Annotated in this window: 14 protein-coding genes and 4 tRNA genes; all 18 read left to right on the top strand. The window is 53.0% G+C overall.

The genetic code is table 11. The annotated features are described in order from the left end of the window. Window positions 1-2: 2 nt before the first annotated feature. Entirely contained in the window at window positions 3-1,868 is a 1,866-nt protein-coding gene (gene dxs / locus QOX26_RS12125; protein WP_283675244.1) for a 1-deoxy-D-xylulose-5-phosphate synthase, read from the top strand. Then, window positions 1,865-2,662, top strand: coding sequence for a TlyA family RNA methyltransferase (locus QOX26_RS12120; RefSeq protein WP_283675243.1), 798 nt, complete (start codon window positions 1,865-1,867; stop codon window positions 2,660-2,662). Before dxs ends, QOX26_RS12120 begins: the two co-directional genes overlap by 4 nt. Then, window positions 2,659-3,513, top strand: coding sequence for an NAD(+)/NADH kinase (locus tag QOX26_RS12115; protein WP_283675242.1), 855 nt, complete (start codon window positions 2,659-2,661; stop codon window positions 3,511-3,513). The genes QOX26_RS12120 and QOX26_RS12115 overlap by 4 nt, the downstream gene beginning before the upstream one ends. Before the next feature lie 19 nt (window positions 3,514-3,532). Then, window positions 3,533-3,988 carry an arginine repressor gene (gene argR, locus QOX26_RS12110; RefSeq protein WP_283675241.1) on the top strand — a complete coding sequence of 152 codons (456 nt, stop codon included), beginning with the start codon at window positions 3,533-3,535 and terminating at the stop codon, window positions 3,986-3,988. Between the two features lie 17 nt (window positions 3,989-4,005). Further along, entirely contained in the window at window positions 4,006-5,736 is a 1,731-nt protein-coding gene (gene recN, locus QOX26_RS12105; RefSeq protein ID WP_283675240.1) for a DNA repair protein RecN, read from the top strand. Window positions 5,737-5,794: 58 nt separating this feature from the next. After that, window positions 5,795-7,015: a tyrosine--tRNA ligase gene (gene tyrS, locus QOX26_RS12100; RefSeq protein ID WP_283675239.1), complete on the top strand. Its 1,221-nt coding sequence runs from the start codon at window positions 5,795-5,797 to the stop codon at window positions 7,013-7,015. 101 nt (window positions 7,016-7,116) lie between these two features. Then, window positions 7,117-7,193, top strand: a tRNA-Asp gene (locus tag QOX26_RS12095). 5 nt (window positions 7,194-7,198) lie between these two features. Then, a tRNA-Phe gene (locus QOX26_RS12090) sits at window positions 7,199-7,274 on the top strand. Between the two features lie 163 nt (window positions 7,275-7,437). Beyond that, window positions 7,438-7,513, top strand: a tRNA-Gly gene (locus tag QOX26_RS12085). A gap of 3 nt (window positions 7,514-7,516) precedes the next feature. Next, window positions 7,517-7,590, top strand: a tRNA-Cys gene (locus QOX26_RS12080). Window positions 7,591-7,721: 131 nt separating this feature from the next. Then, on the top strand, window positions 7,722-8,417 hold the full coding sequence (locus QOX26_RS12075) for a response regulator transcription factor (protein ID WP_283675238.1): 696 nt from the start codon (window positions 7,722-7,724) through the stop codon (window positions 8,415-8,417). A 1-nt stretch (window position 8,418) separates the two neighbouring features. Beyond that, window positions 8,419-10,506, top strand: coding sequence for a sensor histidine kinase (locus tag QOX26_RS12070; RefSeq protein ID WP_283675237.1), 2,088 nt, complete (start codon window positions 8,419-8,421; stop codon window positions 10,504-10,506). A gap of 114 nt (window positions 10,507-10,620) precedes the next feature. Then, window positions 10,621-10,995 carry a GntR family transcriptional regulator gene (locus QOX26_RS12065; protein WP_283675236.1) on the top strand — a complete coding sequence of 125 codons (375 nt, stop codon included), beginning with the start codon at window positions 10,621-10,623 and terminating at the stop codon, window positions 10,993-10,995. A 2-nt stretch (window positions 10,996-10,997) separates the two neighbouring features. Beyond that, on the top strand, window positions 10,998-11,843 hold the full coding sequence (locus QOX26_RS12060) for an ABC transporter ATP-binding protein (RefSeq protein ID WP_283675235.1): 846 nt from the start codon (window positions 10,998-11,000) through the stop codon (window positions 11,841-11,843). A gap of 1 nt (window position 11,844) precedes the next feature. Beyond that, window positions 11,845-12,495, top strand: coding sequence for an ABC-2 transporter permease (locus QOX26_RS12055; protein WP_283675234.1), 651 nt, complete (start codon window positions 11,845-11,847; stop codon window positions 12,493-12,495). A 280-nt stretch (window positions 12,496-12,775) separates the two neighbouring features. Further along, window positions 12,776-13,624, top strand: a complete 849-nt coding sequence (locus QOX26_RS12050; protein WP_283675233.1) for an AraC family transcriptional regulator — start codon at window positions 12,776-12,778, stop codon at window positions 13,622-13,624. Between the two features lie 591 nt (window positions 13,625-14,215). Continuing rightward, the gene (locus QOX26_RS12045) at window positions 14,216-15,358 is read left to right on the top strand and encodes an acyl-CoA dehydrogenase (RefSeq protein ID WP_283675232.1); all 1,143 of its coding nucleotides are present in this window, start codon (window positions 14,216-14,218) and stop codon (window positions 15,356-15,358) included. A 22-nt stretch (window positions 15,359-15,380) separates the two neighbouring features. Then, a partial coding sequence (locus tag QOX26_RS12040) for an electron transfer flavoprotein subunit beta/FixA family protein (RefSeq protein WP_442870233.1) occupies window positions 15,381-15,753 on the top strand: 373 nt, incomplete at its 3' end.

Here is a 15,753-nt window from a genome sequence, read left to right as displayed (position 1 = left end):
ATATGAAAAAACGTTATGGTATTTTAGACAATATAACAGGACCGGCCGATTTGCGGGAACTGTCCTATGATTCGCTGGGCATGCTCTGTGCATCCCTGCGCGAATTCATTGTAGACAGCGTGTCCCGTACGGGCGGTCATTTGGCGTCCAATCTTGGCATTGTCGAACTGGCTGTCGCACTGGAGCGGGAGTTTGACTCTTCACTCGACCGCATCATTTATGATGTCGGACATCAGAGCTATGTGCACAAGATTCTGACCGGCCGCCGTGACCGCTTCGATTCCCTGCGCCAGTTCGGCGGTTTGTCTGGGTTTATGAAGCCTGAGGAAAGCATTGCCGACCCTTGCATTACCGGGCACGCTTCCAATTCGGTGTCGGTTGCGCTTGGCATGGCGCATGCACGCACACTGAAAAACCAAAAATATCATGTGGTCGCTGTGATTGGCGACGGCGCGATGACAGGCGGCATGGTGTATGAGGCGCTCAACAGCGCAGGTACGAGCGGTGAACCGCTGCTGGTTGTGCTGAACGACAATAATATGTCCATTGCACAGAATGTCGGCGGCCTGAGCCGGCATTTGTCGCGTTTACGCGTGCATCCCAAGTATCTGCGTGCGAAAACACGAATTAAGGACGGCCTCGCGCATATGCCGGGCGGCAAACGGATGACCGACTGCATTTCTCGCTTCAAGGCGCGCCTGAAACGGCTGCTGCTGCCTACGTCACTGTTTGAGCAGATGGGATTTGCCTATCTGGGACCGGTTGACGGACACGATTTAAAATCTGTGTGCGAGCTACTCTCGCAGGCGAAAAAAATGAAGAAGCCTGTTCTGTTGCATGTGATGACCCAAAAGGGGCGCGGCTATATGCCGAGCGAGCAGAGTCCTGAAAAGTTTCACGGCGTTTCTAAGTTCAATCCGATTACGGGCGAGAGCCTGTCGCCCTCGGCGGAGGATTTTTCGGCTTGCTTTGGCAAGGAATTGGGTGCGCTTGCGGCAAAGGACGGCCGGATTTGTGCAATCACGGCGGCAATGCCGTCCGGCACGGGTCTGACGCAGTTCGCGGAAACCTATAAGGATCGATTTTTCGACGTCGGCATTGCTGAGGAGCATGCGATCGCAATGGCGGCAGGCATGGCCAAGCAGGGATTGGTGCCCGTCGTTGCACTGTATTCTACCTTTTTGCAGCGAGGATACGATCAGCTGATTCACGATGTTGCAATTGACGGCAGCATTCATCTGGTGTTCGCTATTGACCGCGCGGGTATTGTCGGCGCGGATGGTGCAACCCACAACGGTGTGTTTGACGTGGCTTTTTTACGCCAAATTCCGGGAATTACGCTGTATGCGCCCTCCAATTTTGCTGAACTGCGCTCCATGCTCAGCCAGGCGATTTATCGGGACAGCGGCGCGGTTGCAATCCGCTATCCGCGCGGCGGAGAGGGAGGATTCCTCCAAAACACGGCTGGTGCGGCGCTGGTGCAGATTCGCCAAGGCGCAGATGCGGTGATTGTCAGCTACGGTGTGATGATTAACGAGGCCTTTGATGCTGCCGAACGGCTGGACAAGCAGGGCATTCGAACTGCCATATACAAAATCAACGATTTGACAGCGCCCTTTGAGGATGCGTTTCTGCAGCAGGTTGCATCCGCGCGCGCCGCACTGATTGCGGAGGATGTGGTGCAGCGAGGCGGCGTGGGCGAAGCGGTGGCAGCCGCGTTGGCGGAACACGGCCTAAAAGCCGACCATCTTCTGCTGTGCAATACGGGAGATCGGTTTCTGCCGCACGGCAGCGTACCGGAGTTATATGAATATTGCGGCCTGAATGCCGAGAGTATGGCGCAGGCTGTTTTGGAGGCACTGAATTGAGTAAACTGCGATTGGATGTCGCGCTGTTTGAGCGCGGGCTTGTACCCTCGCGCGAGCGTGCCAAGACCACCATTATGGCGGGACTGGTCTATGTCAACGGTCAGAAGGCGGATAAGGCAGGCATGACGATCCCGGAGGACGCGGAAATTGAGGTGCGGGACATGGGCAAGGCCTTTGTTTCGCGCGGCGGACATAAAATTGAAAAGGCGCTGGACTATTTCGGCATCGACCCGAAGGATTTGGTCGTGATGGACGTGGGCGCTTCGACCGGCGGCTTTACCGATTGCCTGCTGCGCCGCGGTGCGCAGAAGGTGTATTCAATTGACGTGGGCTATGGGCAGCTGGCGTGGAGCCTGCGGCAGGACCCGCGCGTCGTCTGCATGGAGCGCACGAATATTCGTTACGTCACGCCCGAGCAGCTGACGGAAATCCCCTCGCTGTGCGTGATTGACGTATCGTTCATCTCCCTCAAGCTGGTGCTGCCGGTGGTGTCGAGCCTGCTGTCCGAGGACGGACGGGTCGCGTGCCTGATTAAGCCGCAGTTTGAAGCAGGTAAGGGCAAGGTCGGCAAAAAAGGCGTTGTGCGCGAGCCGGAAATCCATCTGGAAGTGCTGGAGAATTTCATTGAAAACGCCCATGAGGCGGGCTTTGCCGTGCAAAACGTTACTTTCTCGCCAATCAAGGGCCCGGAAGGCAATATTGAATTTCTGGGATACTTAAGCAAGTGCGCGGCTGAAACCATACCTGAACTGGCAGCAGTTGTTCACGCGGCGCATGAGGAACTGGACAAATGAACATGAACAACTTTTTCATCTATCCCAATATGCGAAAAGACGGGGTGCCGAGCGTTGTCGGACAGGTGTGCAGGCTGATGGAGGCGCAGGGTGCGCATCTGATGCTGCCGCTGCGCTGCCGCGGCATGCAGCTGCCATCGGACGATGTAGCGTTTCTGGAGGACGAAGCCGCAGTTGCTTCTGCGGATGCGGCGATCGTTTTGGGCGGAGACGGCACAATGCTTCGCCTTGCGCGGGAAGCGGCGCTTCATGAGGTACCGCTTTTGGGCGTTAATTTGGGACATGTCGGGTTTATGACCGAACTCGAGTGTGACGAATTGGAAGAGATGAACAAGCTGTTCACCGGCGATTATACAATTGACAGCCGTATGATGCTGCATGTTTCAATCATCAGAGACGGCCGTCTTGTTTATGAAAACGACGCACTCAACGATGTGGTCGTTGCCAAGGGCACTGCTTTTCGCGTGCTCTGCGTGCGCATTGAATCAGACGGCGCACCCGTCACCGCCTTTAACGGCGATGGCGTCATTGTTTCCACCCCGACCGGAACGACGGCATATGCACTGTCTGCGGGCGGACCGATTATTGAACCGAGCGCGGAAAATATCGCGGTCACACCGATCTGTGCGCATGCGCTGCGGGCCAAAGCCTTTGTTTTTGGGCCGGAGCGGAGGATCACCGTTTCGGTTTCCTGTGAGGACGGCAGTGAGATGTTTGTGTCCTCGGATGGCGGACAGGGGTTTGCGGTACGGCCGGACGACCGCATTGAAATCACAAAATCCAACCTGGTCAGCCGCTTGATTCGGCTGAAAGGCAACAGTTTTTATAGCATTTTGCAGCAGAAGTTGTAATGCAGAGGAGGCGCATGCGATGAAGTTTCAGCGACAAGCGAAAATTCTTGAACTGATCGACCGTTTTGAGATCGAAACCCAAGAAGAACTGACCGAGCAGCTGCGCGTACTCGGCTATTCGACCACGCAGGCCACGGTGTCACGCGACATCAAAGAACTGCGCCTGATTAAAATCCTGTCACGAGAGACGGGAAAATATAAATATGCGGTCGCATCCTCGGGCGTGGAAAACAGCTTCACGACTCGACTGCGCAATATCTTCCGCGAATGCGTGACCGATATTCAGGCGGCGCAGAACATGGTGGTCATCAAAACGCTGCCCGGACTGGGGCAGGCGGCTGCAATGGCAATCGACGCCATGCGCGCGCCCGAGGTGGTTGGCACGCTGGGCGGAGACGATACCGTGTTCGCTGTGATGAAGGACAACGAAAGTGCGGCGCGCTTTTGTGAGAGCGCCCATGAGATTCTGAAGTAAAAGGGGAGATACCTGCTGTGCTACAGCTGCTTCACATCGAGAATATTGCCGTTATTGAACAAGCGGATATCGAGCTCGAGCAGGGGCTGACCGTGATGAGCGGTGAGACCGGCGCGGGCAAATCGATCGTGATCGACTCTGTCGGGGCCATTCTGGGGTACCGCGTGAGCCGGGATTTGATTCGCTCGGGCGCGAAAAAAGGGTTTGTCAGCGCGGTTTTCACCGAGCTTTCCCCCGGCTTGACCGCGCTGCTCGACGAATTACAGCTGTCAGGCGATGAGCCGGATACGCTGCACATTCAGCGCCAAATTACGGCGGACGGCAAGAGCACCTGCCGCGTGAACATGAAACCGGTCACGGCGTCGGTGCTCAAGAGCCTTGCGCCGTTTTTAATCAATATTCACGGGCAGAACGACGGCCAAAAGCTGCTCGATGAGCAGTATCACATTGATTATCTGGATGGTTTTGCAGAGAATCAGGCGCTGCTGGAAGAATATCGGCCGCACTATCAGGCGCTGCTGGCGCTCAAACGTGAGATCACTGCGTTGGAAACCGGCGAGCAGGAGCGGCTGCAGCGTGTCGATATGCTCTCTTTCCATCAGCAAGAGATTGAGCAGGCAGCGCTTCGCCCGGGTGAGGACGAGGAGCTGCAGCAGCGCAAAGCTTTTTTCGATCACGCGGGCAAAATTATCGCGTCGCTCGGACAGGCGCAGCAGGCGCTTGCGGGAGATGACGAACTGGACGGCGCTTGCACATTGCTTGACCGTGCGGCGGATGCGCTGGCGGCGGCAAGCGATGTGTCGGACGCTTTTGCCTCCATTGCGGATAAGGCGCAGGAGCTGCGATATCTCGCGGCGGACTTGCGTGATATGGTGTCGGGACAGTTTGTAAACAGCGAATTTTCGCAGGCAGAGCGCGAGTTGACCGAGCAGCGGCTGGATGACATTTTTCGTCTGAAGCAAAAATACGGCGGCACAATCGAGGAGATTCTCGCCTATCAGGAGAAGATTACGGCTGAATTGGATAGTATGCAGCATGCGGACACACGGCGGGACGAGCTGCGCGAGCAATATCGCGCAAAGCTTGCGGAAGCGAAAGCAGTCGCCGCAAGGCTGACGGATGCACGCCGACAGGCTGCCAACAAATTAGAGCAAAGCATCATAGCGGAATTGGCCGAGCTGGACATGGAGCGTGTGCGCATGCGCATTGCGGTGCAGACCGGCACGAAACTGACAGTGCACGGCTTTGATACCGTGGCTTTTGAGATTTCGGTTAACCCCGGCGAGCCTGAGAAGCCGCTGTCCAAGGTCGCATCCGGTGGCGAACTTTCTCGCATTATGCTGGCAATGAAAAATGTGTTGACAGCGGGCGAGGATGTGGGAATGCTGATCTTCGATGAGATTGATACCGGCGTGAGCGGTCACGCCGCGCAGCAGATTGCCCGCAAGCTGGCGGCGATATCCAAAAAGAAGCAAACGCTGTGCGTGACCCATTTGCCGCAGATTGCCGCGATGGGCGAACACCATTTGCTGATTCGCAAATCGGTGCGCGGTGAACGCAGCTATACCGATGTCAGTCCGATGGATTACGAGAAGCGTGTGTGCGAAATTGCGCGCATGATATCGGGCGAGCAGATTACAGAAGCATCCAAAAACAACGCGGCCGAACTCCTCGGCGCGGCGGAGCAGCATAAAACGGGCAGCGCCACGGTGATTATCGACGAAAGACGTAAGGAACGCGCACCGTGACTCTGACGGCTTGTATGAAACTGATTTGAAACACGGATAGATAGAAGGAGATAACAGAATGGGAGTATTTCAGGAGCTCAAGGAGCGCGGCCTGCTGGCGCAGGTTACCAATGAAGAAGAAATCCAGAAGATGATTGATAACGGAAAAGCCACCTTTTACATCGGCTTTGACCCGACGGCAGACAGTCTGCACGTCGGTCACTTCATGGCACTGTGCCTGATGAAGCGTTTGCAGATGGCGGGCAACCGTCCGATTGCACTGATTGGCGGCGGCACCGGCATGGTGGGCGACCCGTCCGGACGCTCGGATATGCGCTCTGTGATGACGGTGGAGACCATTCAGCACAACTGTGATTGCTTTAAGAAGCAGATGGAGCGTTTTATCGAGTTTGGCGAGGGAAAAGCACAGATGGTCAACAACGCCGACTGGCTGATGAACCTCAATTATATCGAGCTGCTGCGCGACGTAGGCTCATGCTTCTCGGTTAACAATATGCTGCGCGCGGAGTGCTACAAGCAGCGTATGGAGAAGGGTCTGAGCTTCCTCGAGTTTAACTACATGATTATGCAGTCCTACGACTTCTACTACCTCTTCCAGCACTACGGCTGCAACATGCAGTTCGGCGGAAACGACCAGTGGAGCAACATGCTGGGCGGCACCGAGCTGATTCGCCGCAAGCTGGGCAAGGACGCGCACGCAATGACCATCACCCTACTGCTCAATTCGGAAGGCAAGAAAATGGGCAAGACAGCGGCAGGCGCCGTCTGGCTCGACCCCAACAAGACCAGCCCCTATGAGTTCTTCCAGTACTGGCGTAATATCGACGATGCGGACGTGCTCAAATGCATCCGCATGCTGACCTTCCTGCCGATGGAGCAGATTCGCGAGATGGACAGCTGGGAGGGTGCACAGCTCAATCGCGCCAAGGAAATCTTGGCCTACGAGCTGACCGATCTGGTGCACGGCAAGGAAGAGGCCGATAAGGCGATGGAAGCTGCAAAAAGTATTTTTGTCGGCGGCGGCACAAGCGAGAATATGCCGACCACACAGCTGACGGAGGAAGACTTTACAGACGGCCAAATTGGCGTGCTGACGCTGCTGGTGAAGTGCGGTCTCGCAGGCTCGAACGGCGAAGCGCGCAAGCTAGTGCAGGGTGGCGGCGTGACAGTCAACAATGAGAAGGTTGCGGATATCAAGCAGATGCTTGACAAGGAGCTTTTCGCGCAGGAATGCATCCTTAAAAAGGGAAAGAAAACCTTTCATAAGGTCATGCTTTGATTTAATTTCTCAGAATAGCGAAAAAGTTTAAAAAAGGTGTTGACACAGCGGCAGTTTTTCGATATAATAATCACTGTCGCTGGTGGTCAACACCACGAGATGGCCCGGTAGCTCAGTTGGTTAGAGCGCTAGCCTGTCACGCTAGAGGCCGTGGGTTCAAGTCCCATCCGGGTCGCCAATTTTGCCTCTGTAGCTCAGTCGGTAGAGCAGGGGACTGAAAATCCCCGTGTCGATGGTTCGATTCCGTCCGGAGGCACCATTTATATCTTGTGTGTCTTTCGAATCGAAAGGCGGCTCTTGAGAACAGCCCAGTGGACTGTTTGAACTGCCGTGGCTTTTCCGTAGAAAAGCGATTCCATCCGGAGGCATCACTTATATCATTAAGAGCCTTCAGAAAAGTCGGAGACACCAAATTCCCATATGCGGCTGTAGCTCATCTGGTAGAGCGCCACCTTGCCAAGGTGGAGGTAGCGAGTTCGAGCCTCGTCAGCCGCTCCATATGGTACCATAGCCAAGCGGTAAGGCGTGGGACTGCAACTCCCTGATCCCCAGTTCGATTCTGGGTGGTACCTCCAAAAAGAAAAGACGCCTTTTGGGCGTCTTTTTTGTTATATGCAGAAAATTTGTATCACAATAAAATCTTAAGAATTTTCTGAAAGGTTTCAAAAGAATGCTTTGGTAGGATAGAGCTATGAGGAGGGGGAACATGGAGCAATTAAAGATTCTGGTGGTCGATGACGATCACGAAATTGTTGACAGCATTGCGATTTTCTTGCAGGCTGACGGATATGCGGTTGAAAAGGCGTATAACGGGTTAGAAGCGCTTGATATCATCATGACGCAGACGGTACATTTGCTGCTGTTGGATATTATGATGCCGGAGCTCGACGGGATTAAAACGCTTTTGAAGGTGCGGGAAAGCAAAAACATTCCGATTATTCTGATTTCGGCGAAATCGGAGGACGCTGATAAAATCCTCGGATTGACCGCCGGTGCGGATGATTACATCACAAAACCGTTCAATCCATCGGAACTGGTCGCACGCGTGAAAAGTCAGCTGCGCCGCTATACACAGTTGGGGTCGATGCAGGTGCGGGAGACACAGATTGCGATTCGCGGACTGGTGCTTGACACGGAGAGTAAGGTGGTTTCGGTCGACGGTGAGGAGGTGCGACTGACACCACTTGAGTACAAGATATTGGAATTGCTGTGCCACCATCCGGGTAAGGTTTTTTCGACTGAGGCAATTTACCGACAGGTTTGGAATGACGAAGCGGTATCCGATAATGCAATTGCGGTGCACATCCGGCATATTAGAGAAAAAATTGAAATCAATCCGAAGGAACCCAGATATCTGAAAGTGGTCTGGGGGGTAGGCTATAAGATAGAAAGGAACGAATGAAATGAAGAAAGTGATGCGTTCACCGCTCCTGAAAGCGACAGCCTTCCTGCTGTGCATACTGTGCATCGGAGCCGCGGTTCTGGTGGCCGGAAACGGCGTGAACACTGTGACACAAGGCGGTCGCACCGGGGCAATTATCTATCAATTTGAAGGTGATTTTGCAAACTCATGGTACATCAGATCGGAGCTGCGAAATGCGGCAAGTATTCTGGATAATTATATTGCCAACACGGAACCGGATGCTCCGCTGCCGACCCGTGATGGGATTCGTGGTTTGTCCGATTTTATCGGTGGATATGAAGTGCGTCACAATGGAACTACTTATTCGGGTGGTGCGGCAGAATTGGACAAGGCGGCGTACTATCTGCGTATTTCACCCGGTGGCTATGAGGGAACCTCCGATTATTGGGTGAGTTATCAGATGATGGATGGTTCGTATTACCAGTCGGATGTGACGGACACAGAGGGCGGTGCAGATGAGTCCGTACCGACCTACGCAGAGGACGATTATATTCTGGTCACGATTACAGACGAACAGGCAGCCTCAGCCAAAGCACAGTGGGAGCAGAGTCGGCAGGTGGTGGATCAGCTGCTGATACGTATCCTGGGCTTGTTTGTACTGGCACTGGCAATGTTCGTTTATCTGCTTTGTGTGACGGGTCGACGCGCCGAGGACGATGAAATTCATCTAATTTTGATTGACCGGATGTACGTTGAGTTCAATGTGGCACTGATTGTTGGCGTTGGACTGGGTGTTGGTGCGCTGGTTATAGTTAGCTTTGACGCGATATTCAGCAATGGGCTTGTAAGTTCGCTGCTATGGGCGATTGCGGTCGCTGCGACGCTGGGCGGTGCGCTTCTGATGGAATTGCTGCTTTCACTGACACGTCTGCTTAAAAATCGCTCGTTTGTATTACGATCCTTCATCCTGTGCGCTTGCCGCTGGTGCTGGAATGTGGTGAAAAGAGTATGGAGACGGATGTTTGGCGGCTGCAAGGGCCTGTATGGCCGTATCGCGCAAAGAGAGCGTAAGTACACGCTGCGCCATATGCTGTTTGGACAGTATGCGGATCGAAAGACAGTGCTACTCCTCTTGGCCTATTCTGCGACGCTGGTCTTCTGCGCGACGCTGTTTGGCGCGTTTCTATACGAGGGCGACGGACTGATGCTGCTCTTTTTCCTGCTGATATTGGGCGCCTGTGCTGCCGGTGTGCTGTTTCTGTATAAGCGGGTGTTCGGCTTTGAAACAATCGTTCAGAGCATTCAGAAAATACGTGCAGGCGATTTGACACACAAAATCAATATCGAAGGCTACCCGCAGGGTGTGCTGCGCGGCGTGGCACAGGATATCAACTCTTTGGGCGATGGCCTGCAGGCTGCATTGCAGAACGAAATCCGAGCAGAACGGATGAAGTCGGAACTGATTACCAATGTCAGCCACGATTTGAAAACACCGCTCACTTCGATTATCAACTACTCCGACCTGCTGTGTAAGGAACATCTCAGTCCGGAGGAGGCAAATGATTATGCCAAAATCATTTATCAAAAATCCAACCGACTGAAAAACCTGACCAGCGATTTGTTTGACATCTCCAAGGTGCAGTCGGGGGCAGAGACCATCCTGTCCGAACGTCTTGACGTTTGCACGCTTGTGCGGCAGGCGCTGGGCGAACAGGATCAGGCGATTGAGGCTGGCGGGTTGTCCCTCAAGGTGACCATGCCGGATCATGAGATCCCTATCTGGGCGGACGGAAAAAAACTGTCCCGCGTGCTCGAAAACCTGATTGGCAATTGTGCGAAGTATTCTATGCAGGGCACGCGTGTATTTGTCACGGCGTTCGAGGACGAGCAACGCGCAATCATCGAAATAAAAAATATTGCAAATTATGCAATGGATTTTGATGCAGAGGAAATTACCGAGCGCTTTGTGCGCGGTGATGCGGCGCGTACCACGGAAGGAAGCGGACTCGGCTTGGCAATTGCGAAAAGCTATGTTGTCGCTTGCGGCGGTGAACTGCGGGTCGATGTGGATGGAGACCTGTTCAAGGTGACCATTGAGTTTCCCATTTACGGACTGACCGTTTCTTAACCCAAAACTCCGGCTTCGTGCCGGAGTTTTTTTCCGTAAAATTGCAGATAAGGGTTGACAGAATGTGATAGGTGTATATAATGGATATATACAATATTTCAAGGAGACAGAAGAATGGACATTATCATTTCCAATGTCGACGGAACACCGATTTATGAGCAGATTGTCCGGCAAATCAAGGGACTGATTGTCTCGGACGGCCTAAAGTCGGGGGAGGCGCTGCCGTCCATGCGGCTGCTTGCAAAGGAGCTGCGCATCAGCGTCATCACGACCAAACGGGCGTATGAAGAATTGGAACGAGACGGGTTTATCACAACACAAACTGGTCGCGGAAGCTTCGTTGCTCCGCGCAACGCCGAACTAATGCGGGAAGAAGTGCTGCGCACCGTGGAAGGGCATTTGACCCGCGCGGTTGAAGCGGCACATATGGGGGCACTGTGCAAGGATGAATTCCTTGATATGGCGGCAACCTTGTTTGAGGAGGAGTAGAGATGGAAAACGCACTGGAGATTCAGGGACTGTCAAAAAAATATGCACAGTTTGCGCTGCAAGACGTGAGCTTTGCCGTGCCGTGCGGCTGCGTGATGGGTCTGATTGGTGAAAACGGCGCGGGCAAGACGACGACAATCAAGGCAATTTTAAACTTGCTGCATCGCGATGCAGGCGAGATTCATGTTTTTGGGATGGATACGATTGCAGAGGAACGTGCGGTTAAGGAACAAATCGGCGTTGTACTGGAGGATGGCAATTTTCCGCAGTTTTTCACCGCGGCGCAGGCGGATGGCTTTATGTCGCGTGCATACAAAAACTGGGATAAGGATGCGTTTTATCGCTATCTCTCCCGATTTGGGATTGAAACGAATAAGAAAATTAAGGATTATTCCAAAGGCATGCGGATGAAGCTGTCGATTGCGGCGGCGTTGTCGCACCATGCGCGATTGCTGATTTTAGACGAACCGACCAGCGGGCTGGACCCGGTTGTGCGGGATGAGGTACTTGATTTATTTTGGGAGTTTCTGCAGGACGACGATCACTCGGTACTGATGTCCACGCACATCACAAGCGATTTGGACAAAATCGCGGATTACATCACCTTCATTCATGAAGGCCGCGTGCTGTTTAGCGAGCCGAGGGATGAACTGCTTGAGACTTACGGTGTGCTCAAATGTACGTCCGCGCAGCTCGATGCGCTTGACCCGAAGGCGGTGCGTGCAAGCAGGCGCGGGGCATTCGGCGCGGAGGCGCTTGTCCGGCGCGGTATGGTGCCGCAGGGTTGGCCGGTTGAATCGGTGAATATTGAGCAGATTATGCTGTTTTGCACCAAGGGGGAAAACTAAGATGAAAGCTATGCTATATGCGGACTGGGCAGTACTCAAGCAAACCATGCGGCAAATGCTGATTGTGTTCATTGTGCTCACCCTGGCGGCGGTGACAATGGAATCGATTTCATTTATCTACATGCTGACAATCATGCTGATGATTATGGTGCCGATGACCTTGTTCGCACCTGATCCTACCGTAGGTTGGGAGCGGTACTCGCTGTCTATGCCGGTGTGCCGCAAGGATATTGTTTGGAGCAAATTCGCAATGAGTGCACTGTTCGCCGGTGTGCTAACGGTGTTAGCAGTATTGGTGACAATCGCCTTTGCTGTGTTTGGCCTCGACAAAGATTTTGTATTCAATATTGCGGGACTGTTGTTTTGCCAAGGCATTGGACTGCTGCTCAGCGGAGTGGTGATGTGCATGACGGTTCGTTGGGGTACGGAAAAGGCACGCTATCTGTTTATGGCAGTTGTTTGGACGCCTATCCTGATTGGTTTTGTCATTTCTAAAATGGATTTGCCGGAAATTGCGTTGGTGGAGACGATTCAGCAGGCGAGCGATATACAAATTTTGGGCGCATCGGTGATTGCATTGGTGGTCGGCGTTTTACTGGATTTAATGTTTGGTGCAATCACAGTGCGCATTTACAAGAAAAAAGAGTTCTGACAACGCCTGTTTTAGTAAGAAAAATGCAGCCTGCCCTGAGGGGGGCAGACTGCAAAAGGAGAAAGGAATGAGCATAGTTATTGCTTGAGATGTTCCTGAACGCTATGGTGTTGCCCTTATTATAAGCGCGCTATCGTCCCTTTGAAATGCGCGAATTTGCTCTTCCAATTAGATTTCTTGCTTTTTTCCAGCGGTCTAAATTTGACAGTCTTTGCACCAAACGGTATAATTAGTACAGAAATCAAAATCGGGAGAAAGACCATCAAAGGAGGAGCGCCTTATGCTGGGACAGGAGCGCGGCACCTGCTCGGGTTCGGATCTGTATTTTCAAACCCCATCGGTCAGTGCACAGCACCTGCTGTATTACATGACATCATGCGGGTATTATTATACGGACTATGACTATCGAATCGAGCGGCAGGACTATTTCAGTTATCTGGTCTGTTACATTAGCGAGGGTCGCTTGTCGGTCACCAGTGGTGGCCGCACCATGGTGGCAGTACCGGGGCAGATTGTCTTTCTCAATTGCCATGAACCGCATGAATACCATACAATCGGCAACAGCGAATTCGTTTGGATTCATCTCGATGGTGTAAATACGGGAGATTTTTTCAAGCAGGTTGAACAGCAGCAGGAGGGATTCGTATTTGATACACCGTGCGCCAATGAAATCAAGGATCGAATCTATGAGATTGTTTTTGCCTGCCGAAACGACCAACTGCCCGGAGAGACGCGGCTGTCGCACAAACTGAACGGAATTTTGACCGCGCTGCTCGACGGAGCAGGGGAACGGGAAGAACGGCAGGGAGCAGATTCTCCGATCGTCACTGCAATTCAGTTCATTCGGGATCATTACAGCCAGCAGATTTCGCTGATTGATGTTGCGTCGAGCGTAAATATGAGTCAGTACCATTTTTCGCGTCTGTTCAAAAAGGCCTGCGGGTACTCGCCGCACGAATATCTGATTCTGACACGGCTCAACCGCGCAAAACACCTGCTGAAAACCACTGAGCTGCCAATCAAAACCATTGCGCAGTCGGTCGGCTATCAGAATGTGACGACCTTTACAAATGCTTTTACCGGTCGCGTCGGCCTGTCGCCGACCCTGTTTCGTAAGTATCCGATTTAGTAAAAAAAGTATCAGGGAGCATCCACGTTGGTGGGTGCTCCTTTTTAGTAAAAACAGACTTGGCCGTACGGAGCAAAACGGAGTTGCAATCCGCGGCCCGACAGGCAATGCAAGGTCAAAAAGCATATGGAAATTTGTGCCCCTAGACATATATCCTATATTTTTTTGGAGCGGTTTGGTGATTTTATCTGATTGGTAGATTTTTGTTAGGGAATCAACCAAAAATATGGATGAATTACGAAATAAATTGTGCAGATACTGATGCTTTTGTGGTTGACGAATGTATGTCAATGTGGTATATTGAAGTACGAAAAAACAAAACTTAACACGAATGTGTGCAAAAAATAACGTTAACCAGACCACAGAGATGACAAAACCTTTGTGTTTATCTGGCTTCGGTTTTGTACATCTGTACAGCTACTTACAAATGGCACAGTGGAATACTCCTCTGACGGACAAGAGGGACGTCAGCGGTTTTTTTATGTGCCAAAGCGCGGCGCCGCGCCAAAAGGCGGTGCTTTTAAGAATGGCAGGAAGCCGGCTTCGTCGGCATCGGCATAATAATATTCAATATCAAAAGGAGACTTGAACATGGATTTCCATCTGACCCGTGAGCAGGATTTGATCCGCCAGATGATGCAAGACTTCACCGAAACCGAAGTTAAGCCCATCGCTGCTGAAACCGATCGTACCTGTGCATACCCCCGTGAAAACATTGAGAAGCTGTTTGACCTCGGTGTTATGGGCATGATCGTTCCCAAGGAGTACGGCGGTGCCGGTGCTGATGACCTCAGCTCTGCAATCGCTATTGAGGAGCTGTCCAAGCAGTGCGCCTCCACCGGCGACATTCTGGCGACACACAACGGCCTGTGCTGCGGTCCGATCATCCAGCACGGCACGCCCGAGCAGAAGGAAAAGTATCTGCGTATGCTGACCGAAGGTCACAAGGTAGGCGCTTTCGCACTGACTGAGCCGGATGCTGGCTCTGACGCTGCCAAGGGCACCTGCGTGGCTGAGCTGGACGGCGACCACTACGTCCTCAACGGCTCCAAGATTTTCATCACCAACGGCTATGTTGCTGATGTTTTCGTTGTTTTTGCCATGACCGACAAGTCCAAGGGCACCAAGGGCATCTCTGCGTTCATCGTAGAAAGCTCTTTCCCAGGCTTCTCCGTAGGCAAGCACGAGGAAAAGCTCGGCCTGCACGGCTCGCCCACGGCTGAGATCGTGTTCACCGACTGCATCGTTCCCAAGGAAAACATGCTGGGCCGCGAAGGCAAGGGCTTTGCCATCGCAATGCAGACGCTGGACGGCGGCCGTATTGGTATCGCTGCTCAGTCGCTCGGCATCGCAGAGGGCGCTATGGCTGAGGCAATGAGCTTCACCAAGACCCGTGAGCAGTTCGGCCGTCCGATTTCCAAGTTCCAGAATACGCAGTTCGTATTTGCTGATATGCACGTTGCGATTGAAGCTGCACGTCTGCTGACCTACAAGGCTGCTGCTCTCAAGACTGAGGGCGCGCGCTTTACGCTTGACGCTGCTACCGCGAAGCTGTTTGCTTCCGAAGCATGCATGAAGATTACCACCCAGGCTGTTCAGCTGCACGGCGGCTACGGCTACACCAAGGATTACCCGGTTGAGCGCATGATGCGTGATGCAAAGATCACCGAGATCTACGAGGGCACCTCTGAGATCCAGCGCGTCGTCATTTCCGGCAACATTCTCGGCAAGTAAGGAATAAGGAGGATAACTGAACATGAAAGCTATTGTTTGTGTAAAGCAGGTTCCGGATACCTCTGGCAAGGTTGCCGTTAATCCGGATGGCACGCTGAACCGTGCCTCTATGGCTACCATCATCAACCCGGACGATAAGAACGCGGTTGAAGCTGCACTGGCTCTGAAGGACGCAACCGGCTGCAAGGTCGTTGTTGTCACCATGGGTCCCCCTCCGGCACAGGGCATGCTGCGTGAGCTGATTGCAATGGGCGCTGATGAAGGCGTGCTGGTTTCCGCTCGTGAATTCGGCGGTTCCGATACCTTCGCAACCTCTCAGATCCTCGCTGCTGCCATCAAGAAGATTGGCCTCGAGGACGACGACGTCGTATTCTGCGGCCGTCAGGCAATCGACG

The organism is Butyricicoccus sp. Marseille-Q5471 (genome assembly GCF_951230135.1).
In the GTDB taxonomy this organism is placed as follows: domain Bacteria; phylum Bacillota; class Clostridia; order Oscillospirales; family Butyricicoccaceae; genus Agathobaculum.
This window is presented reverse-complemented; position numbering and strand designations above follow the sequence as displayed.

Excerpts from the sequence above, each read along its gene's own strand:
- argR (WP_283675241.1), top strand. The coding sequence starts at position 3,533 with ATGAAGTTTCAGCGACAAGCGAAAATTCTTGAACTGATCGACCGTTTT.
- QOX26_RS12075 (WP_283675238.1), top strand. The coding sequence starts at position 7,722 with ATGGAGCAATTAAAGATTCTGGTGGTCGATGACGATCACGAAATTGTT.
- QOX26_RS12055 (WP_283675234.1), top strand. The coding sequence starts at position 11,845 with ATGAAAGCTATGCTATATGCGGACTGGGCAGTACTCAAGCAAACCATG.
- QOX26_RS12115 (WP_283675242.1), top strand. The coding sequence starts at position 2,659 with ATGAACATGAACAACTTTTTCATCTATCCCAATATGCGAAAAGACGGG.
- tyrS (WP_283675239.1), top strand. The coding sequence starts at position 5,795 with ATGGGAGTATTTCAGGAGCTCAAGGAGCGCGGCCTGCTGGCGCAGGTT.
- QOX26_RS12065 (WP_283675236.1), top strand. The coding sequence starts at position 10,621 with ATGGACATTATCATTTCCAATGTCGACGGAACACCGATTTATGAGCAG.
- QOX26_RS12070 (WP_283675237.1), top strand. The coding sequence starts at position 8,419 with ATGAAGAAAGTGATGCGTTCACCGCTCCTGAAAGCGACAGCCTTCCTG.
- dxs (WP_283675244.1), top strand. The coding sequence starts at position 3 with ATGAAAAAACGTTATGGTATTTTAGACAATATAACAGGACCGGCCGAT.
- QOX26_RS12060 (WP_283675235.1), top strand. The coding sequence starts at position 10,998 with ATGGAAAACGCACTGGAGATTCAGGGACTGTCAAAAAAATATGCACAG.
- QOX26_RS12050 (WP_283675233.1), top strand. The coding sequence starts at position 12,776 with ATGCTGGGACAGGAGCGCGGCACCTGCTCGGGTTCGGATCTGTATTTT.
- QOX26_RS12045 (WP_283675232.1), top strand. The coding sequence starts at position 14,216 with ATGGATTTCCATCTGACCCGTGAGCAGGATTTGATCCGCCAGATGATG.